Here is a 23,049-nt window from a genome sequence, read left to right as displayed (position 1 = left end):
CCTCCCCCCCGGCCCCGCCCTCTCGCCCGGCCCCGCCCGTTCGCCCCTGTCCCGCCGCCCGCCGGCCTGGGCGGGCCGCAACTACACCCTGCTGACGGGTGCGGCGGTCGTCACGAACCTCGGGAGCCACGGAGCGCTCATCGCCGCCGCCTTCGCCGTGCTCGAGGCCGGCGGCTCCGCCGGTGACGTCGGCCTGGTGGCCGCCGCCCGCACCCTGCCGCTCGTCCTCTTCCTCCTGGTCGGCGGCGCGATCGCCGACCGGATGCCGCGCCACCGCGTGATGGTCGCGGCCAACGCGCTGAACTGCCTCTCGCAGGCCGCCTTCGCCGTCCTCGTCCTCGCGGGCGACCCTCAGCTGTGGCAGATGATGCTGCTCACCGCGCTGTGCGGAACGGGAACGGCCTTCTTCAACCCGGCCGCCGAGGGCCTGCTCCTGTCCAGCGTCTCCGGCGAACACGCCCACCGCGCCTTCGCCCTCTTCCGCATGGCGATGAACGGCGCCGGCATCGGCGGGGCCGCCCTCGGCGGAGCCATGATCGCCGGGATGGGGCCCGGCTGGGTCCTGGCCGTGGACGCGGCCGCCTTCGCCGTCGCCGGGACCATGCGCGCGTTCCTCGACGTCGGCCACGTGGCCGACCGGGCTCCCGGCGGCGGCCTGCTGGGCGACCTGCGCGAGGGCTGGGGGGAGGTCCGCAGCCGCCCCTGGCTGTGGAGCATCGTGCTCCAGTTCTCCGTCGTCGTCGCCGTCGTCGGCGCCGCGGAGTCGGTCTACGGTCCCCTGGTCGCCCGGGACCAGCTGGGCGGCCCGGCCCCCTGGGGCCTGGCCCTGGGCTTCTTCGGCCTCGGCACCATCGGCGGAGCCGTCCTGATGATGGTCTGGAAACCGCGCCGCCTGCTGCTGGTCGGAACCCTGTGCGTGTTCCCGCTGGCGCTCCCCTCGGCGGGGCTGGCGGTGCCGCTGCCGGTGTGGGCCCTGTGCGCGGTGATGTTCGTGACCGGCACGGCCATCGAGGTCTTCGGCGTCAGCTGGATGACGACGATGCACCAGGAGATCCCGGAGGAGAAGTTCTCCCGGGTCTCCGCCTACGACTGGTTCGGCTCGGTCTCGATGCTTCCCCTGGCCACGGCGGTCGCCGGCCCGGTCGAATCAGCCATCGGCCGCACCGCGGCCCTCTGGGGCTGCGCCGGGCTGGTCGTCCTGGTCACCACGGCCGTCCTGCTGGTCCCCGACGTCCGCCGCATGACCCGCAAACCGGTGAAGCCCGGCCCCGCCGGCGTGTGAGGTCCGGGGGCCGGGGCCCGAGGCGGGGGCCCGGCCCGCCCCGGGCCCCGGCCCGTGGAGGCTCAGCCCAGGCTGAACGCGCCCTCCGGCGGCTCGGGCGAGGCCACGGCGTCGGCGTCGCCCACGGGCAGCGCCCCCCGCACCAGTAGCGCCACCGCGTCCCCCGCCTCGACCCGCGCGGGAAACGCGTCACCCGCGCACGCCCGTGAAAGTCCCGCGACCGGCAACTCCCCGTCCGAGGCCAGCAGCACCGCGTTCCCGAACCGCCGCCCCCTCAGCACCCCGGGCTCCGCGATCAGCGCGAGCTGTCCGAACACCGCGCCGAAGTTCGCCAGCTGCCCCCGCAGGAACCCGAACGGCGCCCCGTCGGCGAGGTTCGCCGCGTACACGCCGCCGGGCCTCAGCACCCGCGCCACCTCCCGCGCGTACTCCACGGAGGTCAGCGAAGCCGGCACCCGGGAGCCTCCGAAGACGTCCCCCACCACCACGTCCGCGCTCGCGGCCGGCGCCGCCGCCAGCCACTCCCGCGCGTCGGCTACGTGCACCTCGATCCCGGCGTCCGCCGCCACCGGCAGGTGCTCCGCGACCAGCGCCACCAGCCCGCCGTCGAACTCCACCACGTCCTGCCGCGACCCCGGCCGGGTCGCCGCCGCGTACCGCGGCAGGGTCAGCGCCCCGCCACCCAGGTGCAGCAGGTCCAGCGCGGCTCCCGGCCCGCCCGCGCGGTCCAGTACGTGCGCGAGCCGGCGTACGTACTCGAACTCCAGGTGCTCCGGGTCGTCGAGGTCCACGTACGACTGCGGCGCCCCGTCCACGGTGAGCAGCCAGGCCCGCTCCCGGTCGATGTCCGGCAGCAGTCTGGCGGTGCCCTGGGCCACGTCCCGGATCACCGGAATCTGTTCGTCACTCACCGCACCATTGTCAGGCCGCCGGACCCGCCCAGACGTCGGCCGCTTCCGCGGCGTGCTCGTCCGCCTGCGCGAGGCCCGCCCGGGCCGCCGGATCGCGCCGGGCGGGGTCCAGTACGTTGCGCCCGAACACCTTGCGGGCCGCCGCCGACGGCGTGATCAGCAGGACCTTCGCCCCGGCCGCCCGCAGCCGCGCGGCCTGGGACGCCGGCGAGGGGACGAGTCCCGAGCCCATGGAGACCGGGGCGAGGATCACCACCCGCGCGTAGCCGGCGGCGAGGTCGGCGTTGGTCGCGGAGCGGACCCCGCCGTCGATGAAGCGGCGCCCGTCGACCGTGACGGCCGGCCACACCCCGGGTACGGCGCAGCTCGCCGAGACGGCCTCGACCAGCCCGGCGCCGCTCCCCCGGTCGAAGGCCGCCAGCTCGCCGGTCAGCGCGTCCACGGCCGCGACGACCAGGCGCCGCTCGGGCCAGTCGTGCGAGACCAGCCGGGCTTGCAGCACCTTGCGGCGCTCCGCCTCCGGTTCGGTGACGGCGGCGAGCGCGAGGGCGCCGACCCGGCGCCGGTAGGCCTGCGCGTCGCGCGAGCGCACCATCGCGAGGGCGTACCGCCCGATGAGCGAGGCCCCCAGCTTCGCGGGGAGTTCGCCGCCCGGGTCGCCGAGCTGGCGCTCGTACAGCTCCTGCGGGGTGAGCAGTCCGGAGGCGAGCTGCGCGCCGACGACCGAGCCGGCCGAGGTGCCGACGACGAGGTCGGCGCCGAAGAGGTCGACCCCCGCGCGGGCGAGCCCGTACAGCATCCCGGCCTCCCAGCCCACGCCGGTCAGTCCGCCGCCGCCGAGCACCAGCGCCGTGGCCTTGCCCCGGGCCTCGCCCTCGCCGCGGCCCTCGTCCACGCCCCGGCCCTCGTCCACGCCCCTCTCCTCGTTCCCGTCCTTGCCGTACCCGACCGTGCCGTCGCCGCCCATGGGCCGCCACCCCTCCCCGCATGCCAGTGGTGACGGCAGTCTGGCGCACCCGGACCACCGCCACCACAAGGGGCTTGCCACGGCCTTCCGCGCGAAGGCCCGCTACCCGACCTCGGTCACCGTCCCCGCGCCGACCGTGCGGCCGCCCTCACGGATCGCGAAGCCGAGCCCGCTCTCCAACGGGACGTCCCGCCCGAGCTCGACGGTCATGGTGACCGTCTCCCCCGGCCGGGCCGCACCCGGCCCGCCGAGGTCCACGTCGCCCACCACGTCCGCGGTGCGGATGTAGAACTGCGGCCGGTAGCCGGAGGCCACCGGGGTCGTGCGGCCGCCCTCCCGGGCGGACAGGAGGTACACCCGCGCCGTGAACCGACGGGTCGGCACGACGCTGCCGGGCGCGGCCACCACGTCTCCGCGGCGCACCGCGTCGCGCGGCACCCCGCGCAGCAACAGGGCGACGTTGTCCCCGGCCTCGGCGGACTCCATCGGCTTCCCGAAGGTCTCCAGCCCGGTGACCACCGACAGGGCGGGCTCGCCGGCGCCGCCGAGCAGGCTGACGCGGTCGCCCGTGCGGACGGTGCCCCGCTCGACGGCGCCCGTGACGACGGTCCCGCGGCCGGTGATGGTCAGGACGTTCTCCACCGGCATCAGGAACGGCGCGTCCGTGTACCGCACGGGCGTCGGCACGTACGTGTCCACGGCGTCGAGCAGGGCCTCGATCGCCGAGGTCCAGCGCGGGTCGCCCTCCAGCGCCCCGAGTCCGGACACCCGGACGACCGGGGTGGTGTCCCCGCCGTAGCCGTGGGCGGTGAGCAGCTCGCGGACCTCCAGCTCGACCAGGTCGGTGAGCTCGGGGTCCGCGGCGTCGGCCTTGTTCAGCGCGACCACGATGTGGTCGACGCCGACCTGCCGGGCGAGGAGCACGTGCTCGGCGGTCTGCGGCATGACCCCGTCGAGCGCGGAGACGACGAGGATCGCCCCGTCGAGCTGGGCCGCGCCGGTGAGCATGTTCTTCACGTAGTCGGCGTGGCCCGGCATGTCGACGTGGGCGTAGTGCCGGGTGCCGGTCTCGTACTCGACGTGCGTGAGGTTGATGGTGATCCCGCGCCGGGCCTCCTCCGGCGCCCGGTCGATGCGGTCGAACGGCACGAAGGAGGCGCCGCCGCGGGTGGCGAGGACCTTGGTGATGGCGGCGGTCAACGTCGTCTTCCCGTGGTCGACGTGACCCATGGTGCCGATGTTCAGGTGCGGCTTGGTGCGCACGAAGGCCGTCTTGGCCATGATGTCTTCCCGTGTGATCCGAAGCTGGAGATACGGGACCCCTGGAGCGAACCGACCCTTCCCCTGTGGGGTCCGCCGGACGATCCGGGAAGGGTCAGCTTCGTGCGCCGCCGAATGCGGGTGCGCCCGCGGCGGTTTCCACCGGGACGGCAGCCTTCGGCGCGTCCGCGACTGCGGACGGCGCTGCGGGGAAGGCGTACCGGGACATGCCACCGATCCTGCCGGACCGGGTCCGTCCCGTCGAACGGTTATTCGCCGAACCGTCCTGCGCCTACAGGTGCTTGAGCGCCTCGCGCACCGAGAGCGGGGAGAGCGACTCCCGCTCGGCCCCGACGAAGGCGCGTACCGCGCCGGGGTCCGTCTTGGCGTACTCGCGCAGGCACCAGCCGATGGCCTTGCGGATGAAGAAGTCGGGGTGGCCGGACTGCCGGCGGCAGTAGGCGAAGAGCCGCTCCGCGTCCGTCGTGGAGGCGCGGCGGAGCTGGTGGAGGAGGGCGGCGCGGGCCACCCACAGGTCCTCGTCCCCGATCCACTCGTCCATGACGGACGCCAGCGCCGGGTCGGCCGCCACGAGCGGGCCGACCGTGTGCGCGGCGAGGGTGTCGACGGTGTCCCACCACGGATCGGTGACGATCAGGTGCCGGACGACGGGCAGGAAACCGGAGGAGCAGCGCGCGACGTGCCGGCGCAGGTAGTCGGCGGCGAAGTAGCGGTACTCGCGCTCCGCGAGCCCCCAGCAGCGCAGCGCGAGCGCCGCGCAGTCCGCCTCGGTCGGCCTCGGGGTGTCCTTGGTCACGGTCCGCGACAGCTCGCGGCGCAGCGGGGTGCGGATTCCCAGGAACGGCCCGACGTCCTTCATGTACGCGGCCATGTGCCCGGCCTGGACCGGGTCCGCCGCGGCGCCGAAGGAGGCGGTGAGGCGCTCCGCCAGCAGCTCGGCGAGGGCGCTGCGCGGAACCCGTGGCGGCCGCTGGTCGTTCGACTGCATGAGGCCCAGATTACGGCGCGGGGTCGTTCGGGTCGGTTAGTCTCCCGGAATGTCCCTCCTCCTCGCGCCGCGGACCCGGCTCTCGCTGCTCGTCGCGCTGCTCCTGGCGGCCGGCGTCTGCGTCGTGCTGTTCGAGCCCCAGCGGCTGCTCTCGGAGGGCTGGCCCCCGGGACTCCCGGTGGGCGCGGCGGTGCTGCTCTTCGCCGGGGCGTACGGGGTGTGCACGGCCGCCCTGGTGCCGCGTCCGCTGCTGAACCTGGCCTCGGGCGCCCTCTTCGGATCCCAGTTCGGCCTGGTCGCGGCGGTCGGCGGCTCGGTGGTGGGCGCCGGGATCTCCTTCGGCCTCGGCCGGCTGATGGGCCGCGACGCGCTGCGTCCGCTGATCCGCGGCCGCTGGCTGCAGGCGGCCGACGACCAGCTCGCCCGGCACGGCTTCCGCTCGATGCTCGCGGTCCGGATCTTTCCCGGTCTGCCCTTCGCGGTGGCCAATTACGGCGCCGCGATGTCCCGCTGCGGCTGGCTCCCCTTCCTCCTGGCCACGGCGATCGGCGTGATCCCCAACACCGCCGCATACGTCGTCGCGGGGGCCAGCGCCTCCTCTCCCACCTCCCCCGCGTTCCTCGCCTCGTTCGGCTTCATCGCCCTCTCCGCGGCGGGAGCGGCGGTCGTCGCGTGGCGCAAGCGTCACCACCTCGCCCCCGCACGGAAGTCCGCGGCCACGGCCGCGCACCCCGCGCCCGCGCCCCCGGCCGGGCGCCAGGCACCGGCTCAGACCGGGGCACAGGGCGGCCGACAGCCCCTGCCGGTCCGCGAACTGACGCCCGTATACCCCCCTGTGGTCACGGCGGCACCGCACGGGCCCTAGCATCGGACCCGAACTGCCCGACGATCACAAGGACGAGCGCACCCCGACATGAGCTGGTTCGAATCCCTAATCCTCGGTCTCGTCCAGGGGCTTACGGAGTTCCTCCCGATCTCCTCCAGCGCCCACCTGCGGCTGACCGCGGCGTTCGCCGGCTGGCACGATCCGGGAGCGGCCTTCACCGCCATCACGCAGATCGGCACCGAGGCCGCCGTGCTGATCTACTTCCGCAAGGACATCGCGCGGATCATCTCCACCTGGTTCCGCTCGCTGTACACCAGCGCGCTGCGCTCCGAGCAGGACGCCAAGATGGGCTGGCTGGTGATCGTCGGCTCGATCCCGATCGGTGTGCTCGGCCTCGCCTTCAAGGACCAGATCGAGGGCCCGTTCCGCGATCTGCGGCTGATCGCCACCACCCTCATCGTGATGGGCATCGTGCTGGGCGTCGCCGACCGGCTCGCGGCGCGCGACGAGGAGGGCGGCCGGCACCGCGCCATCCGTGAGCGCAAGACGCTCAAGGAACTCAGCGTCAAGGACGGCCTGATCTTCGGCCTCTGCCAGGCGATGGCGCTGATCCCGGGCGTCTCCCGCTCCGGCGCGACGATCTCCGGCGGCCTGCTGCTGGGCTTCACCCGTGAGGCCGCGGCCCGCTACTCCTTCCTCCTCGCCATCCCGGCCGTCCTGGCCTCGGGCGTGTTCGAGATCAAGGACGTCGTCGAGGACCCGGGCCACATCGCCTGGGGCCAGACGGTCTTCGCGACGGTCATCGCCTTCGTCGTGGGCTACGCCGTCATCGCGTGGTTCATGAAGTTCATCTCCAGCCGGAGCTTCATGCCCTTCGTGATCTACCGGATCCTGCTGGGCATCCTGCTGTTCGCCCTGATCGGCGCGGGCGTGCTGAGCCCCCACGCCGGCGAGTCGGCCGGCTAGGACTCCGCCCCGCGTCCACGGCGAACGCGGAGCCCGCCGGTGAGCACGGCCACGTGCCACCGGCGTGCTCCGCGTTCCCCGTTCTACAGGGCACCGAACGGGCACGGCCGCGACGCTACAGACAGCGCCTGCGCCGCAGGAGGGCGAACATCGCCAGGCCCGAGGCCAGGACCACGGCGAGGAAGGCCGGCCAGGCCCATACGAATCGGGTTTCCGGCTGGTAGAAGTTCGCGGAGTAGATGCCGCCCAGCATCGTGGGAAGCAGGAAGACCACGAGCCACGAGCTCACCTTCCGGGCCTTCCTCGTCCCGTGGTAGAGGTCCACCGACTTCTGGTGGAGCAGGACCAGTTCCTTCTGGTACCGGCGGACTCCGACGAGAAAGGTGCGCAGTTCCTCGACCGAACACGCGTCGAGGTCCTTCGCGGTGGGCGCGGTCAGGGTGGGGCGGGTGGAGTTGTCCGACATGCGAATCTCCTTTCCTTTGCTCGGTAGCGGCTTAGAGCCAGCCCTTGCGCTTGACCGCGAAGTAGGTGGCCAGCGAGCAGGACGCCAGGGCTGCGAGGAAGATGGGCCAGCCGTACTTGAACTGGAGCTCGGGCATGTGCTCGAAGTTGGAGCCGTAGAGCGACGCGAGCGCTCCGGGGACCACGGCGATCGCCGTCCAGGCGCTCACCTTCCGGGTCTCCACCGTGACCTCCAACTGGTCTTCGGTGATTCCCCGGATGTCTTCCATTTCCTTGTTCAGCCCGCGGATCTCCTTGTTGATCTCCCGGAGGAGTTCGAGCTTCTGGGCGTTCTGGACGTGCTGTTCCACCGTCTCGACTGCCGCCGACGCGTTGTCGTGGTTCATCGGGGTCGTGCTGGTCATGGAATTCCTCCTGTCAAGGCACGCCGTGGGCACGCGTCCGTCGCCGCTCTGCGGATTCCGGGCATGCTTCGGCGGTAAAGGTGTGGTGAATGTGTTCGCCGGGACAACCGACGACGCATTGGTCGTCAGGCATCAGGCATGAGGCGTGAGGCGTCGCACCAGGAGCCGCCCGTCCGTGCCCGTCACCGGAGTGGGCGTGCCGGGGCACGCCGACGCGGAGCCGGGTTCGAATGAGAGGGCGCAGCCGCCGCGAAAACGGTCAGATCAGGCGCAGTGGCCCGGCGGACAGGGCTCGCGGTAGTCCACCGACGCGCCGCCGAGGCATCCTGCCGTGGCGCGGCACGGGGCCGCTACTGCAGTACGTCGAGCGGGATGGGTGGCGTGTACGCCCTGGGACTACTTCCACCAGGCACGCTGATCACCTCCCGCAGATACAAGCGCGGCCGTTCCCGCGCTTCGCCAACGGTAAACGACAAGCAATGTGTTTACAAAGTCGGAAATGACGCCCTCCGTCAGATCTGCCCGATTAGAACCGAAACTCACGGTCTGCGAGCAGGATCCGGACGCGCCCCCGCGGCACGGTGAGAGCGGCCCGCGACGCGCTCGGGAACCGCGGTCCAGGTCCGCTCGCGGCCACGGGCCGGGCCCGTCGGGCCCGCCCGCTCACCGCTTCGCGTGAATCGTGGGCCGTTCGGGAACGTTCCCGGCCGGCCCGCGCGTCGTTGTGCAAGAGAACGGAAGCGACCTGAAGACGAGCTACGGGGGTGTCCCATGGGTCGAGTGGTGTTGGAACGGTTTCCGGCCGGAAGTCCGAGGGGGAGCTGGCCTGCCGAGGAGTACGCGGCGCAGCGGCTGCGCGAGGGGGTTCCAGCGGAGGTGGTGATGGACCTGGCCAGCGATGCGTTCCTGGTCGTGGTCCGGCCCCGGGAGGCGCATTCCCGTCGCTGACCGGACGTCCGAAGATCCCGGTCCCGCACGCCCCTTGGCCTCCGCGCGCCGCGCCCTCACACTGACCCGATGACGCAGCGTGTGGACCTTGCGACCGTGATGGACCGGCTGGCGATCGACGAGGTGGTCACGGGGTACGCGGTGGCCGTGGACGACGGCGACTGGGACGCGTACCGCGCCCTGTTCGCCCCGGGCGGGCGGGCCGACTACAGCTCGGCGGGCGGGGTGGAGGGGCCGGCCGGAGAGGTCGCGGACTGGCTCGCGGAGACGATGAAGCTGTTCCCGGTGCGCCAGCACCTCATCGTCAACCGGCTGATCCGGGTGGCGGACCTGGGCGGCTCGCCCGGTGACACGGCGCGGGTGCGGGCGGACTTCCTCAATCCGATGCGGCTGGAGGGCGAGGAGTCCGACGGCGCGGTCACCGCACCCAACTTCGTCGCCGCGGGCCGCTACACCTTCGCCCTCGTGCGCACCGCCCGCTCCGGCTGGCGGCTCTCCGGGGTCACCGTCCACGAGAAGTGGCGGCACATGTCCTTCTGACCCACGGGCATGATCCGCAGGGCTGTTCCACACTGGAAGCGGAGGCCCCTCATGATGCCGACGGTCTCGAAGCGGGTGGCGTGGTGGCGCGCGACGGCGGCCGTCACCGCCGGAGCGCTGCCCTGCCTCGCCTTCCCCGCCCCCGCGCTCTGGTGGTTCGCCTACGTCGCCCTCGTGCCCTGGATGCTGCTGCTGAGGTCCGCCCCCACCGGCCGGCGGGCCGCCCTGGAGGGCTGGCTCGGCGGCGCCGGGTTCGTCGTCGCGGTCCACCACTGGCTGTTCCCCAGCCTGCACGTGTTCCTGCTCGTCCTGGCCGCGCTGCTGGGGGTGCTCTGGATCCCCTTCGCCCTGGTGGTGCGGGAGTTGCTCGGTGGGACCCCGAGCGGAGCCCGGGCGACCGCGGCGCTGGTCCTCGTACCGTCGGCCTGGCTGCTGTCGGAGCTGGCCCGGTCCTGGCAGGGGCTGGGCGGGCCGTGGGGGCTGCTGGGGGCCAGCCAGTGGCAGGTGGCGCCGGCGCTGCGGCTGGCCTCGGTGGGCGGGGTCTGGCTGGTCGGCCTGGTCGTGGTGGCGGTGAACTGCGCGGTGGCCCTGCTGATCGCGGTACCGGGGGCGCGCGCTCCCGCGGTGGCCGGGGTGACGGGATGCGCGGTGCTGGCCGGGGTGGTGTGGCTGTGGGCGCCCCGCCCGGAGGTCTCGGGCAGGCTGCGCGTGGCCGTCGTACAGCCGGGGCCGGTCCCGGACGGCCCGGACGCCGCGGAGCGGCGGTTCGCCGTCGGGGAGGAGCTCACCCGGAGCTTGGCCGGGCAGCACCCGGACCTGGTGGTGTGGGGCGAGAGCAGCGTCGGGGAGGACCTGACGGCCCGCCCGGACCTGGCCCGCAGGCTCGCCGGCCTGTCGACGCGGGTCGGGGCCCCGTTACTGGTCAACGTGGACGCGCGGGCCGCCGACCGGCCGGGGATCCGCAAATCGGCGGTCCTCGTCGGACCGGGCGGCCCGACCGGCGACCGGTACGACAAGATGCGCCTGGTGCCCTTCGGCGAATACGTGCCGGCCCGCGCGCTGCTGGGCTGGGCCACCTCCGTGGGCAAGGCGGCCGATGAGAACCGGGTTCCCGGCAGCGCCCAGGTCCTGATGGACCTGCCCGGCCGTCCGGACGTCCGGCTCGGTCCGCTGGTCTGCTTCGAGTCGGCCTTCCCCGACATGAGCCGGCACCTCGCCCGGGACGGCGCCGCGCTGCTGATCGACCAGTCGGCCACGTCCAGCTTCCAGGACAGCTGGGCCCCGGCCCAGCACGCCTCACTGTCCGCGCTGCGCGCCGCCGAGACCGGGCGCCCCATGGTCCACGCCACCCTCACGGGCATCAGCGAGGTCCGCGGCCCGTCGGGCGAGCGGGTCGGTCCGGCGCTGTCCACCTCGACGCGTGGGGCGCGGGTGTACGAGGTCCCGCTCGCCCGGGGCACGACCCCGTACGTCCGCTTCGGAGACTGGCCGGTGGGCGCCGCCCTGGCCGCCTACTGCGCGGCCGCGGGCGCCCGCTCCGTACGGCTCGGCACAGGGCTCGGCACCCCGGTCGGCACCCCGGTCGGCGCCCCGCTCCCCGAGCCGCTCGGGGAGCGCTCCGGGGAGCCTCCCGGCTAGGCCGTCTCCTTAGGATCGTGCCGTCCGATTCGGATCGTGCCGTCTGATGGATCACGGCCGGCGGGCCGGGAGGGCCGGGCCGCCGGGAGGGTCGCTCAGAAGGCCTGCTCCAGAGCGGATTCCACCACCCGCTCGCACAGTTCGTGCGTGCGCAGCGCGTCGCGCGCGCTGAGGGTCCGGCCCGCTGCCACGGCCTCCAGGAAGGCGTCCACCACCTGTTCGATGCCGCGCTGGCGGGCGACCGGCACCCAGTCCCCGCGGCGCCGGACCGTCGGCTGGCCCTTGTGGTCGATGATCTCCGCGAGGTTGACCACCTGGCGCTTGGTGTCCTGCCCGGAGACCTCCAGGACCTCCTCCGTCGAGCCGGAGAGCCGGTTCATGATGCCGAGCGCGGTGAAACCGGCGCCCGACATCTGGAGCACCACCTGGCTCATCAGCCCCTCGCGCACGACGGCCCGTACGTCGATCCCGTCGGCCTCGCCGGGCAGCAGGAAGCGCAGGGTGTCGACGACGTGGATGAAGTCGTCGAGGACGAAGGTCCGTACGTCCTCGGGCAGGCCCACCCGGTTCTTCTGCATGACGATCAGCTCGCGCGGATGGTCGGCGCACTGCGCGTAGCCGGGCGCGTGACGGCGGTTGAAGCCGACGGCGAGCGAGACCCCGCGTTCCTCGGCCAGTTCGACCAGGCGCCGCGAGTCCGCGAGCTCGTAGGCGATCGGCTTGTCCACGTACGTCGGGACGCCCGCCTCCAGCAGCCGTTCCACGATCTCGGGGTGAGCGGCGGTCGGGGCGTGCACGAAGGCCGCGTCGAGCTTCTGCTCGAGCAGGGAGTCGAGATCGGCGTGCAGGCGACCGGCCGGGACGTGGTGGTGGGCGCCGACCCGCTCGAGGGTGGCCGGAGTGCGGGTCTGCAGGTGCAGTTCGAGCCCCGGGCGCGTGGTGAGGACGGGCAGGTACGCCTTCTGCGCGATGTCGCCGAGTCCGATACAGCCGACCTTCACCGGGAGCCTCCAGGTTCGTTCCTCGTGGGATGCACGCAGCCTAATCGGTGGCACCCGCCAACGGGTTCGACCAGGATGGAAGCCATGATCCCCAACGACGGTTCCCACCGCACCGAACCCGCCACCACGGCCGGCGAACGCGAGATGCTCGACGGCTGGCTCGACTACCACCGCTCCACCCTGGCCTGGAAGTGCGAGGGGCTTTCGGACGAGCAGCTGCGCTCGACTCCTCTGCTGCCTTCCGAACTGAGCCTGCTGGGGCTGGTGCGGCACATGGCCGAAGTCGAGCGGTACTGGTTCCGGGAGATCATGCTGGGCGAGGAGCTGCCCGAGCTGTTCTGCACGGCTGACGACCCGGACGGGGACTTCCACGTCACCGACAAGGACACCTGGACCGAGGCCGGGGAGGTGTGGCGGACCGAGGCCGAGCTGGCTCGGCAGGCCGCGGCCGGCCGCTCGCTGGACCTCACCTCTTCCGCCGAAAACCACCGCCGGGGCGAGGTGTTCAGCCTGCGCTGGGTCTACACCCACATGATCGAGGAGTACGCGCGCCACAACGGCCACGCGGACCTGCTGCGCGAGCACCTCGACGGCGCCACGGGCGAGTAACCCCGGTCAACGGGCGGGCTCCGACGGCGTCCAGGAGCGAGTAGCCGTCACCCGTGCGGGGTGAATATCGGCTCCGGGTTTTCGCAACGGGGTCTTCGCACAGCAGAGTTGCGCGGGTGCATCCAACCCGAACCACGACAAAACTGCTGCTCGGAGTCGCCTGTGCCGTTTCGGCCGTCTCCGGATGTGTGAACGTAACCCCGCCCTCCGTGCAGCCGGCGGCCGCTCCCAGCGCCCCGGGGGCGGCGCCCCGGCACGAGCCGCGAGGCGGGCCCGGGGCCGCGCCGGTGGTCGTCCGGGCTCCCGCCCTGGAGGCGCTGGAGGCCGTGCCGGGGCAATCGGCTCAGCCGGCGGCCGCGCCGTCCGGACCGCAGTCCGCGCCGCGGCCCGGCGACCCGGCCGCGGACGAGCGGGCGGCCGCACGAGGTACGGCCTCAGGGAGCTCGCGGCCCGCTCTTCCCGTCCCCGACATCCCGGAGCCCAGGAAGCCGGGCGAGCACGCGGGCCGCACGGGGCACGGGGAGGGCGACGGTGACGCCCGTCCCGGCGGCCACCGCCCCCACAGGCCCCGGCAGGGCGAGGCGCAAGTGCCGCGCGAGCTGGTGCGGGAACTGCCGGTGCGGCCGGCCGACGTCTGCGCGATGGGCCGGCGGCACGGGCGCTGGCATCCGGACAGCCCGGAGGCCCGTATCTGCGCGGGCGTCCACGGCGGCTGAGGCACTCCGGGGGGGGTTGAGTCGCTCCCGGGGGCTGAGTCGCGCCCGGGGGCCGACGGGAGCCGGGGGTTCGCGGGTCCCGGCTACGGATTCTGCTCCGGGAACGGCCGGGGCCCCGCGCCCGGCTCCGCCCCGAGCCGCCGCTCCAGCCGGGCGATGGCCGCCCGCACGCCGTTCCCGTACCCGTCGTCGCCCAGGGCCCCGGTGGCGGCCCGGGCCCGCGCCAGGTGGACCCGGGCCGCCTCGGGGCGCCGCAGCTTCACGTAGTCGGCGGCCAGGCTCAGGTGCAGCGACGGGTAGAAGACCCGGACGGCCGCGGGTGGCACGGGCCCGTCGGCCGCGGTCAGGGCCTTCAGGTCCCAGGCCAGCTCCTCGGCCGGGTCGTCCTGGGCGTCGGCCATGTAGTGCGCGAGCGTGCAGCGGTGCAGGGCGTCCCCCCGCTCGCCGATCTCGGACCAGATCTCGCCGAGCCGGTTGCGGGCCTCCTCGCGGTCACCGACGTGCAGCAGGATGACCGCTTGGCCGATCCTGGTCATGACGGCGTCCTCCGCCGCGTCCTGCTGCTCCGTCAACGCGGCCTCCGGCTTGCTCTGCCAGACCTGCTCCGGTCCGGTCGTCAAGACGCTAGCCGCAGGCGCGGGCAATGGCGCCTAGGCGCGGTGGCGCATCAGCCCAGGTCCGGGATCCGCCAGTCGATCGGCTCATGCCCCTGAGCGGCGACGGCCTCGTTGATCTGCGTGAAGGGGCGGGAGCCGAAGAACTTCTTGGCCGACAGCGGCGAGGGGTGGGCGCCCTTGACGACCGCGTGCCGCTCCTCGTCGATCAGCGGGAGCTTCTTCTGCGCGTACGCGCCCCACAGGACGAACACGGCGGGGTCGGGGCGCTCGGCCACCGCGCGGATCACCGCGTCGGTGAACTTCTCCCAGCCCTTGGCCTTGTGCGAGTTGGGCTCCGCCTCACGGACGGTGAGCACCGCGTTGAGCAGCAGGACGCCCTGCTCGGCCCACGGCATCAGATAGCCGTTGTCCGGGATGGGGGTGCCCAGCTCCGCGTGCATCTCCTTGTAGATGTTGCGCAGCGAGGGCGGGGTCTTCACCCCGGGCCGGACGGAGAAGCAGAGGCCGTGGCCCTGGCCGGCGCCGTGGTAGGGGTCCTGGCCGAGGACCAGGACCTTCACCTGGTCGAAGGGCGTGGCCTCCAGGGCCGCGAAGACCTGTTCGCGGGGCGGGTAGACCGGCCCGTTCGCCCGCTCCTTCTCGACGAACTCGGTGAGCTCTTTGAAGTAGGGCTGGTCCAGCTCCCCGCCGAGGACGGGGAGCCAGGACTCGGGCAGCATCTGGGTCACGGCGACAACCTCCGGTACAAGTTCCGCGATCTCGCGCAAGTGCTTCGCGCGACTGTTCAGAACCTACCGGGGGCCACTGACAACGCCGCATCCGGCCGTGTCCGCCCGCACCGCCGGGGCGGCTACCAGCTGGCCTTGCGGTACAGCTCCCAGACCTGCATCACGGTCTGCGGGTCGAGCGCCCGCTCGGCGCCGCCGACGTCGTCGCGCGCGGCCACGTACAGCTTGCCCTGCCACAAGGGCAGCAGACGGACGTCCTGGGCGAAGATCTGCTGGGCCTGCTCGAACTCGTGGACACCCGCCGACCGGTCGCTCTCGCGGCGGGACTTGGGCAGCAGGTCGGTCAGGATCTCGGTGGCCTCGTACGGGGTGCCGACCGCGTTGTCCTTGCCGACGAACGGGGCGATGAAGTTGTCCGGGTCCGGGAAGTCCGGGAACCAGCCGCGGCCGAAGACCGGGTACTCGCCCTTCTTGTAGCCCTCCTGGAAGGTCTTCCAGGGCTGGCCGCGCAGGGTGATCTTGAAGAGCCCGCTCTCCTCCAGCTGGCGCTTGAGCTCGGTGAACTCGTCCGCTGTGGAGGCGCCGTAGCGGTCGGTGGTGTACCAGAAGGTCAGGTCCACCGACTGGGTGATCCCGGCGTCCCTGAGGATCTTCTTGGCCTTGGCGACGTCCACCTGGCCGTACATGTCGTAGAAGGGCGTCTTGTGGCCGACGACCCCCTTGGGGACCATCGAGTACAGCGGCTCGGCGGTGCCCTGGTAGACCTTGGAGACCAGTGCGCCGCGGTCGACGATCTGGGCGATCGCCTGGCGCACCGCGAGCTTGGCCACCTGCGGGTCCTTGGGGTTGAAGACCAGGTAGCGGATCTCGGCGCCGAAGTTCTCCACGACCTGGACGCCCGCGTTGTGCGACTCGGGGGTCTGCAGGTCCTTGATCTCCGTGGCGGACAGGCCTCGGTAGGTCGCGTCGATGCTCTTGGACTTGAGCGCCGCGATCATCGACTTGGAGTCCGCGAAGTAGCGGATGGTCACGCCGTCGTTGCGGCGGTTGGCGAAGCCGGTGTAGCCGTCGTTGCGGTTCAGGACCGCCTCGCCGGCTTCCTTGTAGGACTCCAGGGTGTACGGGCCGGAACCGGTGACCTTGCCGTCCTCCCGCAGCTTGTCGCCCGGGTAGTCCTTCGGCGCGACCAGCGAGGCGGCCGGCGAGCCGAGGACGAACGGGAAGGTGGCGTCCGGCGTGTTCAGGTTGAAGACGACCGTCAGCGCGTCCGGCGTCTCGATCTTGTCCAGGCTGCCGAAGAGCGCCTTGGGACCGGACGGGGCGTCGATCTTCTTGATCCGGTCGAGGGAGTGCTTGACGGCCTTGGCGTCGAGCGGCTCGCCGTTGGAGAACTTCAGGCCCTTCTTCAGGACGCAGCGGTACGACTCGTTCGCGGAGTCCGTGAACTCACAGCTCTGGGCGGCGTCCGGCTGGGGCTTGGTCGCACCCGTGGGAAATGCCAGAAGCGTCTGGTAGACGTTCCGGTACAGCTCCCAGGAACCGTCCCAGGCAGCCGCCGGATCGAGGGTGGTGGGTGCGCTCGTCGTTCCCACGACAATCCGCTGCGCGCCGTCACTGCCCTTGTCCGAAAACAGACCGCATCCGGAGAGCAGGGATATGGACGCAAGGGCCGCAGAGATCTGCAGGCATCTGGTCCGGTTGAACACGTGCACGCTCCTCGATCAGCCAGGGGTGCGGCAGACCCTACCGCAGTGCGTCACCAATCCAATGGATAGGTTTCGTGCGGCACTTGACCGATTAAGGGCGTATTCGGTACGCATTTGCCCCCCAATGGAAGGCAAATGCGTCCGACTATCGGTCAATGCACTCCGGCATTGAGGAACATTCCCCCGTCGACCACGAGAGTTTGCCCTGTGATCCATTCCGCTTGTGCAGATGTGAGAAACGCCGCGGCCCCTCCGATGTCCTCCGGGACACCGAGCCGGCCCAGCGGATAGGCCGCCGCGGCCTCCTGTTCCCGGCCCTCGTAGAGCGCCTGCGCGAACTGGGTCTTCACGACCGCGGGCGCGATCGCGTTCACCCGGACCCCCGGGGCCATCTCGTGGGCCAGCTGGAGGGTCAGGTTGACCATGGCGGCCTTGCTCATCCCGTACGCCCCGATGAAGGGCGAGGCGGAGACGCCGGCGATCGAGGCGATGTTCACGATCGCCCCGCCGTTCTCCTTCTGCCAGGCGTGCCAGGTGCGCTGGGCGAAGCCGAGCGCCGAGACCACGTTAGTCTCGAAGACCTTGCGCGCCACCCCGAGGTCGAGGTCCGCGATCGGCCCGAAGACCGGATTGGTTCCCGCGTTGTTGATCAGGAAGTCGACGCGGCCGAAGGCCTCCATCGTGCGCTCCACCGCGACGGCCTGGTGGGCCTCGTCGTGCGCCTTCCCCGCGACCCCGATCACCCGGTCCGCGCCGAGCCGCTCGACGGCCTCTTTGAGGGCCTCCTCGTTGCGTCCGGTGATGCAGAGCCGGTCGCCCCGCGCCACCAGCGCCTCGGCGATGCCGTAGCCGATGCCCCGGCTCGCCCCGGTGATCAGCGCTACCTTGCCGCTGTCCGCTGCTTCGTGCGTCATGTCGTGCACCCTGCCTCTCGTCAGCTGAGCGGGCCGCCGGCCACGTACATGACCTGGCCCGAGACGAAGCCGGCGGCCTCGCCGGTGAAGAAGGCGATGGCGTTGGCCACGTCGTCCGGGCGCCCGACGCGCTGCACCGGGATCTGGGTGGCGGCCGCGGCCTGGAAGTCCTCGAAGTCCATGCCCACGCGGGCGGCCGTGTGCGCGGTCATCTCGGTCACGATGAAGCCGGGGGCGACGGCGTTCGCGGTGATGCCGAACTTGCCGAGCTCGATGGCCAGCGTCTTGGTGAAGCCCTGCAGACCGGCCTTGGCGGCCGAGTAGTTGGCCTGGCCCCGGTTGCCGAGCGCGGAGCTGCTGGAGAGGCTCACGATCCGGCCGAACTTGGCGTCCACCATGTGCTTCTGGCAGGCCTTGGACATCAGGAACGCGCCGCGCAGGTGCACGTTCATGACGGTGTCCCAGTCCGTCTCGCTCATCTTGAAGAGCAGGTTGTCCCGCAGCACACCCGCATTGTTGACCAGGATGGTCGGGGCGCCGAGCAGGCTCGCCACCCGCTCGATGGCCGCCTCCACCTGCGCGCTGTCGGAGACGTCGCAGCCGATCGCGACGGCCTTGCCGCCGGCCGCCGTGATCGTCTCCACGGTGTCCTTGCAGGCCGCCTCGTCCAGGTCGAGTACGGCGACCGCCCGGCCTTCGGCGGCCAGGCGTACGGCGGTGGCCGCGCCGATGCCCCGGGCCGCCCCGGTCACGATCGCGACGCGCTGCTCGGTGGTGGACATGCTGGATCTCCTCGCCCTCGGAAAAAGCGGCCCCTCAGGGGTGAGCAACCGCTTAGTAGCTTCAGCTGAGGAGACGCTAGGAGCCCTGGCACCCGGTGTCAACGCCACCCGGTTCCAGGGCTCCTGTCACATCCGCCGATCGGCGGGTGTCGCGGTTCGGCCGGACGCCGGCCGGGGGTCCGGCCAGCCGTCCGGCCGGGCGGACGTCCGGCCGCTCAGCGGACCAGCACGTCCAGCAGCCGTTCCACCTCGGCCTGCGGGTCGGCCGTCAGCCCGGTGTGCACCGGGCCGGGCTGCACCACCGTGCTGCGCGGCGCGATCAGCCACCGGAAGCGGCGGCCCGGGTCGTCGCCGGCCGCCTGGCCCGCCCGCTCGCCCCCGCCGCACAGCCCCTCGACCCCGCGCAGCGCGGCCCGGATCCCGGCCACGTCGGCCTCCGGGTCCAGGGCGAGGAGCTTGGCCTCGTCGAGGTGGGTGCGCGCGGCGACGTAGGAATGCGCCCGGCAGTAGACGATCACGCCGGCGTTGAAGCACTCGCCGCGCTCCATCCTGGGCACCACGCGCACCAGCGCGTACTCGAACACGTCCCGCTTGGTCACTCGTTGTCGCTCTTGTTCTTCCGGGGGCGGGGGTCGAGGCGGTCGGCAAGCCAGCCGGGAGGACCCGCCTGGGTCTTGACCTCGGCCTCCATGGTGATCCGCTCGTGGATCGTGGCGGCGCGCGGCAGCAGCACGTCGACGTAGGCGCGGCGCAGCGCGTCGGTGGAGTCGAAGCCGGGCTCGTCCACCAGCCACTCGTCGGGTACGTCGGCCGCGACCTCGGTGAGCAGCTCCCTCGTCACGAGGGGCGCGAGCGCGGCGGCCGCCGCGGCGACGTCCGGGCCGGCCGGGGCCAGCACGTGGTCGGAGGCGTTGTACGGCTTGGCCGCGGCACTCTCGGCCGTGGGCCAGTTGTGGTGCCAGATCATGGTGGCGCCGTGGTCGATGAGCCAGACGTCGCCGTGCCAGACCAGCATGTTCGGATTGCGCCAGGACCGGTCGACGTTGTTGATGAGGGCGTCGAACCAGACGACGCGCCCCGCCTCGACCGGGTCCACCCGGTAGGCGAGCGGGTCGAAGCCGATCGAGCCGGGGAGGTAGTCCATCCCGAGGTTCAGCCCGCCGCTGGCCTTGAGCAGCTCCTGGACCTCCTGATCGGGCTCGCCGAGCCCGATCACGGGGTCGAGCTGCATCTGCACCAGGCGGGGGACGCGCAGCCCCAGCCGCTGGGCCAGGCGGCCGCAGATGACTTCGGCGACCAGGGTCTTGCGGCCCTGGCCGGCTCCGGTGAATTTCATGACATAGGTACCGAGATCGTCGGCCTCGACGATCCCCGGGAGCGAGCCGCCCTCACGCAGGGGCGTGACGTAGCGGGTCGCGATCACTTCGGACAGCATCCGCCCAGGTTACGGGGGTCAGTGGGCGGGGGCCCACTGCCGGACGAGCGCTTCGGTGGTGGTGATGGCGGCGACCAGGGAGAGGGAGTTGCGGATCACCTCGGCGGTGCAGGCCGCGGGCACCCCGGCGATGGCGTCGGAGGGGACGACGACCTGGTAGCCGAGGTTGACGGCGTCGAAGACCGTGTTCGGGATCGCGATGTTCGAGGAGACCCCGGTGACGACGAGGGTGCGGATGCCGAGGTTGCGCAGCAGGGCGTCCAGGTCGGTTCCGGCCATCGGGGAGAGCCCGTGCAGGCGGCGCAGCACGAGGTCCTGCTCGGCGACGGTGATGGGGGCGGCGACCTCCACGGCCGGGCTGCCGGACAGCTGGCGCACGGGCAGCCTGCCGGCGGCCCGGAAGAGCCGTGCGTTGGTGTTCGCGGCGAGCCCGTCCGGACGCCTCTCGGCGATGGCGTGCAGCACCTGCACCCCGGCCCCGCGCGCCGCATCGACGAGCGCGGCGACCCGGTCCAGCATTCCGGAGTCCCGGGCCTCCTTGGCGAGCTCCGGCAGGGCGCTCTCCTCGCCGACGACACCGCTCTGGCACTCGACGGTGAGCAGAGCGGTGGTGGCTGGATCCAGTTCGGCCATGGCTCCCCCTGGCGTGACGACGGAAGAGCACGCATGATTCCTGACACACAGTCAGATGTGAAGGGGCGAGGGGCGGATGGGCGAGGAACAGAGGGACGGGACGCGCGCGGACGGCGGGCGGACGGACGAGGCGCGCGCGGACGTCGCGCGGACGGACAGGCCGCAGCGGCGGGGCCGCCGCATCATGATGAGCGACGAGGAGCGGGACGCCTTCCTCCGCGAGCAGCGCACGTGCCGGGTGGCCACGGTCTCCCCCGACGGGCGTCCGCACGTGGGCGCGCTCTGGTTCGTCTGGGACGGCACCTCGATATGGCTCTACTCGATCACCCGCAGCCGGCGCTGGTCCGACCTGCGCAAGGACCCCCGGATCTCGGTGGTCGTCGACGCGGGCGAGGCCTACGACGAACTGCGCGGGGTCGAACTCTCCGGCAGCGCCGTCTTCGTGGGCGAGGCCCCGCGCACGGGCGAGCCCTGCGCGGAACTGGCGGAGCCGGAGCGCACCTTCCCGGTCAAGAACTTCGGCATCGAGGAGATGCCCCACGACGGACGGCACGCCTGGATCCGCCTGACCCCGGAGTCGATCGTGTCGTGGGACTTCCGCAAGATCTAGTGCCCGACACGGCACCGGAACGGCGACCGGACTTCAGAGTCCCGCGGCGGCCCGCCGCAGGGCCTCGACGGCGGCCCGGACCGACGGCCGCCGGTCGGCGTCCGTCCGCCAGACCGCGTACACGTGGCGGCGTACGGTGTCGCTCAACGACAGCAGCCGCACGCCCGCCGGGACCGGGCCGCGGCCGAGCCGGGGCGTCACGCACACCCCGAGTCCGGCTTCGACGAAGGCCAGTTGGGTGTGGTGCTCCTCGGCGATGTGCGCGATGCGGGGCTCGACGCCGGCTCCGCGCAGGGTGTAGACGAGCCACTCGTGGCAGAACTGCCCCTCGTTCCAGGAGATCCAGTCCTCGTCGCGGAGCTCGGCGAGCGATACCTCCGCGCGCCCCGCCAGCGGATGGCCGGCCGGTACCGCGATGTCCGCGGAGTCGTCGAGCAGGTGCGTCCGGGTGAGGTCCGCCGGCACCGGCATCCGCTTGTTGTGCCAGTCGATGGCGAGGGCCAGGTCGAGGTCGCCCCGTACGACGGCGGCCATGCTCTCCGCCGGCTCCTGCTCGCGGACCCGGGGCCGCAGCTGGGGATGATCGCCGCGCAGGCCGGCCAGCGTCCGGGGCAGCAGTCCGCGCATGGCGGTCGGGAAGGCACCGATCCGCAGTTCGCCGACCGCGCAGCCGCGTCGGGCCTCGACGTCGGCCTGGGCGAGCTCGACCTGGGAGATGATCCGGGCGGCGTGGTCGGCGAGCAGCCGTCCGGCGTCGGTGAGCCGCACCCCGCGGCCGTTCTTGGCCAGCAGCGGCTGGCCGACCTCGCGTTCCAGCTTCGCCATCTGCTGGGACACGGCGGAGGTGGTGACGTGGAGACCGTCGGCCGCGCCGCTCACGGAGCCGTGGCGGGCGAGGGCGTCGAGGGTGCGCAGGCGCTCCAAGTTCAACATGTAAGTGATGCTACGCCTTCGATCCCAACAACTCTCGCTTGTCCTAAGAGGTTGAACGCACCAGAGTGATGGTCATGAGCGCACCTTCCACCTCCGGCCCGGCCCCCGCCCCAGCCCTCGCCCCGGCCTTCGCCCCGGCCCCCTCCCCGGCCCTCGCCCCTGCCCCGGCCCTCCCGGCGACCGCCCCGCGGCCCGGGGGCTCCCGCGCCGCCAGGTGCCTGGACTGGCGCCTCCGGTTCGCCGTCCTCTCCGTGGTCTGGGGCTTCAGCTTCCTGCTGATCAAGGTGGGCACGGAGGCGTACGCGCCCTTCCACGTCGCCCTGGGCCGGGTCTTCTTCGGCGCGCTCGCCCTGCTCACCGTCCTCCTGGTCCGCCGCGAGCCGCTCCCCCGCAGCCTGCGCACCTGGGCCCACCTGACGGTGGTGGCGCTGCTGCTCAATACCGCCCCCTTCTCCCTCTTCGCGTACGCGGAGCTCAGCATCCCCTCCAGCCTGGCGGGCATCTGCAACGCCACTTCCCCGCTGTGGGGCATGGCCCTCTCGCTGATCGCCCTCTCCGAGGACCGCCCCACGCGCCGCCGCTTCGCGGGCCTGGGCCTGGGCTTCCTCGGGGTGCTCACCGTCCTCGGCGCCTGGCAGGGCTTCTCGGGCGTCGACGCCAAGGGCACCGCGCTCGCCCTCCTGGCCTCGCTCTGCTACCCGGTCGGCTGGATCTACGTCCGCCGCACGCTGGCCTCCACGCCGAGCTCCCCGGTCGCCCTCACCGGAGCTCAGCTGCTGGTCGCCACCGTCCAACTGGCCGCGGTCAGCTCCCTGTTCACCTCGGCCCCCACCTCGTTCCCGCTGTGGCCGACCCTGTCGGTGATCGCGCTGGGCACCCTGGGCACGGGACTGGCGCTGCAGATGCAGTACGGACTCGTGGCGGAGATCGGCCCGACCACCGCGCAGATGGTCACCTACTTCATCCCGGTCATCGCCACGACGGCGGGCGTCCTCCTGCTGGGCGAACAGCTCCACTGGAACACGCCGGTGGGCGCGGCCGTCGTCCTGGCGGGCGCGGCCCTCACCCAGGCCCGGCGCCGCTAAGCCGTCCCTTTCAGATCTTGCCGGGCCCGCACGGACGGGGGCGGCGGCGCGGGAAGACTCCCGC

General features: G+C 72.5%; 25 protein-coding genes. 9 read left to right on the top strand and 16 right to left on the bottom strand.

The annotated features are described in order from the left end of the window. Positions 1 to 46: 46 nt before the first annotated feature. Entirely contained in the window at positions 47 to 1,282 is a 1,236-nt protein-coding gene (locus ACWF9Z_RS19385) for an MFS transporter (protein WP_453603737.1), read from the top strand. A gap of 62 nt (positions 1,283 to 1,344) precedes the next feature. Here the strand turns inward: ACWF9Z_RS19385 and ACWF9Z_RS19380 are convergent, their stop codons facing one another. The 4 genes from ACWF9Z_RS19380 to ACWF9Z_RS19365 all read right to left on the bottom strand — a co-directional run bounded on the left by ACWF9Z_RS19380 (position 1,345) and on the right by ACWF9Z_RS19365 (position 5,429). Next, complete coding sequence (locus ACWF9Z_RS19380; protein WP_453603623.1) at positions 1,345 to 2,193, bottom strand: spermidine synthase; 849 nt, start codon at positions 2,191 to 2,193, stop codon at positions 1,345 to 1,347. 10 nt (positions 2,194 to 2,203) lie between these two features. Next, a complete protein-coding gene (locus ACWF9Z_RS19375) occupies positions 2,204 to 3,160 on the bottom strand; it encodes a patatin-like phospholipase family protein (protein ID WP_453603621.1) in 957 nt (318 codons plus the stop codon). A gap of 102 nt (positions 3,161 to 3,262) precedes the next feature. Beyond that, positions 3,263 to 4,441, bottom strand: coding sequence for an elongation factor Tu (tuf, locus tag ACWF9Z_RS19370; protein ID WP_453603619.1), 1,179 nt, complete (start codon positions 4,439 to 4,441; stop codon positions 3,263 to 3,265). A 271-nt stretch (positions 4,442 to 4,712) separates the two neighbouring features. Further along, positions 4,713 to 5,429, bottom strand: a complete 717-nt coding sequence (locus ACWF9Z_RS19365; protein WP_453603618.1) for a DNA alkylation repair protein — start codon at positions 5,427 to 5,429, stop codon at positions 4,713 to 4,715. Between the two features lie 49 nt (positions 5,430 to 5,478). Between ACWF9Z_RS19365 and ACWF9Z_RS19360 the strand changes: the two genes are divergently transcribed. Then, positions 5,479 to 6,294 carry a TVP38/TMEM64 family protein gene (locus ACWF9Z_RS19360; protein WP_453603616.1) on the top strand — a complete coding sequence of 272 codons (816 nt, stop codon included), beginning with the start codon at positions 5,479 to 5,481 and terminating at the stop codon, positions 6,292 to 6,294. Positions 6,295 to 6,342: 48 nt separating this feature from the next. Next, the gene (locus ACWF9Z_RS19355; RefSeq protein WP_453603614.1) at positions 6,343 to 7,221 is read left to right on the top strand and encodes an undecaprenyl-diphosphate phosphatase; all 879 of its coding nucleotides are present in this window, start codon (positions 6,343 to 6,345) and stop codon (positions 7,219 to 7,221) included. Positions 7,222 to 7,336: 115 nt separating this feature from the next. Here ACWF9Z_RS19355 and ACWF9Z_RS19350 read toward each other — a convergent pair whose 3' ends face one another. Further along, positions 7,337 to 7,687 carry a hypothetical protein gene (locus ACWF9Z_RS19350; protein WP_453603613.1) on the bottom strand — a complete coding sequence of 117 codons (351 nt, stop codon included), beginning with the start codon at positions 7,685 to 7,687 and terminating at the stop codon, positions 7,337 to 7,339. Positions 7,688 to 7,718: 31 nt separating this feature from the next. After that, on the bottom strand, positions 7,719 to 8,090 hold the full coding sequence (locus tag ACWF9Z_RS19345) for a CorA family divalent cation transporter (RefSeq protein ID WP_453603611.1): 372 nt from the start codon (positions 8,088 to 8,090) through the stop codon (positions 7,719 to 7,721). Positions 8,091 to 9,107: 1,017 nt separating this feature from the next. Here ACWF9Z_RS19345 and ACWF9Z_RS19340 point away from each other — a divergent pair. Continuing rightward, positions 9,108 to 9,578: a nuclear transport factor 2 family protein gene (locus ACWF9Z_RS19340; RefSeq protein ID WP_453603609.1), complete on the top strand. Its 471-nt coding sequence runs from the start codon at positions 9,108 to 9,110 to the stop codon at positions 9,576 to 9,578. Between the two features lie 51 nt (positions 9,579 to 9,629). Continuing rightward, the gene (gene lnt / locus ACWF9Z_RS19335; RefSeq protein ID WP_453603607.1) at positions 9,630 to 11,216 is read left to right on the top strand and encodes an apolipoprotein N-acyltransferase; all 1,587 of its coding nucleotides are present in this window, start codon (positions 9,630 to 9,632) and stop codon (positions 11,214 to 11,216) included. Between the two features lie 95 nt (positions 11,217 to 11,311). On the opposite strand, the gene ACWF9Z_RS19330 is transcribed toward lnt, so the two are convergent. Then, positions 11,312 to 12,217 carry a Gfo/Idh/MocA family protein gene (locus ACWF9Z_RS19330; RefSeq protein WP_453603606.1) on the bottom strand — a complete coding sequence of 302 codons (906 nt, stop codon included), beginning with the start codon at positions 12,215 to 12,217 and terminating at the stop codon, positions 11,312 to 11,314. 84 nt (positions 12,218 to 12,301) lie between these two features. Between ACWF9Z_RS19330 and ACWF9Z_RS19325 the strand changes: the two genes are divergently transcribed. Both ACWF9Z_RS19325 and ACWF9Z_RS19320 read left to right on the top strand, forming a co-directional pair. Next, a complete protein-coding gene (locus tag ACWF9Z_RS19325; RefSeq protein WP_453603605.1) occupies positions 12,302 to 12,826 on the top strand; it encodes a DinB family protein in 525 nt (174 codons plus the stop codon). A gap of 188 nt (positions 12,827 to 13,014) precedes the next feature. Then, the gene (locus ACWF9Z_RS19320; protein WP_453603603.1) at positions 13,015 to 13,542 is read left to right on the top strand and encodes a hypothetical protein; all 528 of its coding nucleotides are present in this window, start codon (positions 13,015 to 13,017) and stop codon (positions 13,540 to 13,542) included. An 83-nt stretch (positions 13,543 to 13,625) separates the two neighbouring features. Here the strand turns inward: ACWF9Z_RS19320 and ACWF9Z_RS19315 are convergent, their stop codons facing one another. The 8 genes from ACWF9Z_RS19315 to ACWF9Z_RS19280 all read right to left on the bottom strand — a co-directional run bounded on the left by ACWF9Z_RS19315 (position 13,626) and on the right by ACWF9Z_RS19280 (position 20,357). Beyond that, entirely contained in the window at positions 13,626 to 14,078 is a 453-nt protein-coding gene (locus ACWF9Z_RS19315; protein ID WP_453603736.1) for a hypothetical protein, read from the bottom strand. Positions 14,079 to 14,209: 131 nt separating this feature from the next. Then, positions 14,210 to 14,878 (bottom strand): uracil-DNA glycosylase, encoded by a 669-nt coding sequence (locus ACWF9Z_RS19310; protein ID WP_453603734.1) that lies wholly within the window; start codon positions 14,876 to 14,878, stop codon positions 14,210 to 14,212. Between the two features lie 131 nt (positions 14,879 to 15,009). Beyond that, positions 15,010 to 16,593: an ABC transporter substrate-binding protein gene (locus tag ACWF9Z_RS19305; RefSeq protein ID WP_453603601.1), complete on the bottom strand. Its 1,584-nt coding sequence runs from the start codon at positions 16,591 to 16,593 to the stop codon at positions 15,010 to 15,012. Positions 16,594 to 16,745: 152 nt separating this feature from the next. After that, on the bottom strand, positions 16,746 to 17,507 hold the full coding sequence (locus tag ACWF9Z_RS19300; RefSeq protein WP_453603599.1) for an SDR family oxidoreductase: 762 nt from the start codon (positions 17,505 to 17,507) through the stop codon (positions 16,746 to 16,748). A gap of 20 nt (positions 17,508 to 17,527) precedes the next feature. Then, positions 17,528 to 18,289, bottom strand: a complete 762-nt coding sequence (fabG, locus tag ACWF9Z_RS19295) for a 3-oxoacyl-ACP reductase FabG (RefSeq protein ID WP_453603597.1) — start codon at positions 18,287 to 18,289, stop codon at positions 17,528 to 17,530. 215 nt (positions 18,290 to 18,504) lie between these two features. Continuing rightward, positions 18,505 to 18,888, bottom strand: coding sequence for a DUF3037 domain-containing protein (locus tag ACWF9Z_RS19290; RefSeq protein WP_453603595.1), 384 nt, complete (start codon positions 18,886 to 18,888; stop codon positions 18,505 to 18,507). Next, on the bottom strand, positions 18,885 to 19,724 hold the full coding sequence (locus ACWF9Z_RS19285) for a HipA family kinase (RefSeq protein WP_453603593.1): 840 nt from the start codon (positions 19,722 to 19,724) through the stop codon (positions 18,885 to 18,887). The genes ACWF9Z_RS19290 and ACWF9Z_RS19285 overlap by 4 nt, the downstream gene beginning before the upstream one ends. An 18-nt stretch (positions 19,725 to 19,742) precedes the next feature. After that, positions 19,743 to 20,357, bottom strand: a complete 615-nt coding sequence (locus tag ACWF9Z_RS19280) for a cysteine hydrolase (RefSeq protein ID WP_453603591.1) — start codon at positions 20,355 to 20,357, stop codon at positions 19,743 to 19,745. 184 nt (positions 20,358 to 20,541) lie between these two features. Between ACWF9Z_RS19280 and ACWF9Z_RS19275 the strand changes: the two genes are divergently transcribed. Further along, on the top strand, positions 20,542 to 20,967 hold the full coding sequence (locus ACWF9Z_RS19275) for a pyridoxamine 5'-phosphate oxidase family protein (protein WP_453603732.1): 426 nt from the start codon (positions 20,542 to 20,544) through the stop codon (positions 20,965 to 20,967). Between the two features lie 33 nt (positions 20,968 to 21,000). On the opposite strand, the gene ACWF9Z_RS19270 is transcribed toward ACWF9Z_RS19275, so the two are convergent. Continuing rightward, positions 21,001 to 21,900, bottom strand: coding sequence for a LysR family transcriptional regulator (locus ACWF9Z_RS19270; RefSeq protein ID WP_453603589.1), 900 nt, complete (start codon positions 21,898 to 21,900; stop codon positions 21,001 to 21,003). 74 nt (positions 21,901 to 21,974) lie between these two features. Between ACWF9Z_RS19270 and ACWF9Z_RS19265 the strand changes: the two genes are divergently transcribed. Then, the gene (locus tag ACWF9Z_RS19265; protein ID WP_453603587.1) at positions 21,975 to 22,985 is read left to right on the top strand and encodes a DMT family transporter; all 1,011 of its coding nucleotides are present in this window, start codon (positions 21,975 to 21,977) and stop codon (positions 22,983 to 22,985) included. Positions 22,986 to 23,049: the final 64 nt, after the last annotated feature.

The sequence above is a fragment of the Streptomyces sp. NPDC054961 genome, from assembly GCF_053609145.1.
Note: the sequence above shows the minus strand (reverse complement) of the source record. Positions and strands in the feature narration are given on the sequence as shown.

What these genes read in the sequence shown, in the direction of transcription:
- ACWF9Z_RS19375 (WP_453603621.1), bottom strand. Translation starts at nt 3,160, where the DNA reads ATGGGCGGCGACGGCACGGTCGGGTACGGCAAGGACGGGAACGAGGAG.
- tuf (WP_453603619.1), bottom strand. Translation starts at nt 4,441, where the DNA reads ATGGCCAAGACGGCCTTCGTGCGCACCAAGCCGCACCTGAACATCGGC.
- ACWF9Z_RS19365 (WP_453603618.1), bottom strand. Translation starts at nt 5,429, where the DNA reads ATGCAGTCGAACGACCAGCGGCCGCCACGGGTTCCGCGCAGCGCCCTC.
- ACWF9Z_RS19360 (WP_453603616.1), top strand. Translation starts at nt 5,479, where the DNA reads ATGTCCCTCCTCCTCGCGCCGCGGACCCGGCTCTCGCTGCTCGTCGCG.
- ACWF9Z_RS19355 (WP_453603614.1), top strand. Translation starts at nt 6,343, where the DNA reads ATGAGCTGGTTCGAATCCCTAATCCTCGGTCTCGTCCAGGGGCTTACG.
- ACWF9Z_RS19350 (WP_453603613.1), bottom strand. Translation starts at nt 7,687, where the DNA reads ATGTCGGACAACTCCACCCGCCCCACCCTGACCGCGCCCACCGCGAAG.
- ACWF9Z_RS19345 (WP_453603611.1), bottom strand. Translation starts at nt 8,090, where the DNA reads ATGACCAGCACGACCCCGATGAACCACGACAACGCGTCGGCGGCAGTC.
- ACWF9Z_RS19340 (WP_453603609.1), top strand. Translation starts at nt 9,108, where the DNA reads ATGACGCAGCGTGTGGACCTTGCGACCGTGATGGACCGGCTGGCGATC.
- lnt (WP_453603607.1), top strand. Translation starts at nt 9,630, where the DNA reads ATGATGCCGACGGTCTCGAAGCGGGTGGCGTGGTGGCGCGCGACGGCG.
- ACWF9Z_RS19325 (WP_453603605.1), top strand. Translation starts at nt 12,302, where the DNA reads ATGATCCCCAACGACGGTTCCCACCGCACCGAACCCGCCACCACGGCC.
- ACWF9Z_RS19315 (WP_453603736.1), bottom strand. Translation starts at nt 14,078, where the DNA reads ATGACCAGGATCGGCCAAGCGGTCATCCTGCTGCACGTCGGTGACCGC.
- ACWF9Z_RS19310 (WP_453603734.1), bottom strand. Translation starts at nt 14,878, where the DNA reads ATGCTGCCCGAGTCCTGGCTCCCCGTCCTCGGCGGGGAGCTGGACCAG.
- ACWF9Z_RS19300 (WP_453603599.1), bottom strand. Translation starts at nt 17,507, where the DNA reads ATGACGCACGAAGCAGCGGACAGCGGCAAGGTAGCGCTGATCACCGGG.
- fabG (WP_453603597.1), bottom strand. Translation starts at nt 18,289, where the DNA reads ATGTCCACCACCGAGCAGCGCGTCGCGATCGTGACCGGGGCGGCCCGG.
- ACWF9Z_RS19285 (WP_453603593.1), bottom strand. Translation starts at nt 19,724, where the DNA reads ATGCTGTCCGAAGTGATCGCGACCCGCTACGTCACGCCCCTGCGTGAG.
- ACWF9Z_RS19280 (WP_453603591.1), bottom strand. Translation starts at nt 20,357, where the DNA reads ATGGCCGAACTGGATCCAGCCACCACCGCTCTGCTCACCGTCGAGTGC.
- ACWF9Z_RS19275 (WP_453603732.1), top strand. Translation starts at nt 20,542, where the DNA reads ATGATGAGCGACGAGGAGCGGGACGCCTTCCTCCGCGAGCAGCGCACG.
- ACWF9Z_RS19270 (WP_453603589.1), bottom strand. Translation starts at nt 21,900, where the DNA reads ATGTTGAACTTGGAGCGCCTGCGCACCCTCGACGCCCTCGCCCGCCAC.
- ACWF9Z_RS19265 (WP_453603587.1), top strand. Translation starts at nt 21,975, where the DNA reads ATGAGCGCACCTTCCACCTCCGGCCCGGCCCCCGCCCCAGCCCTCGCC.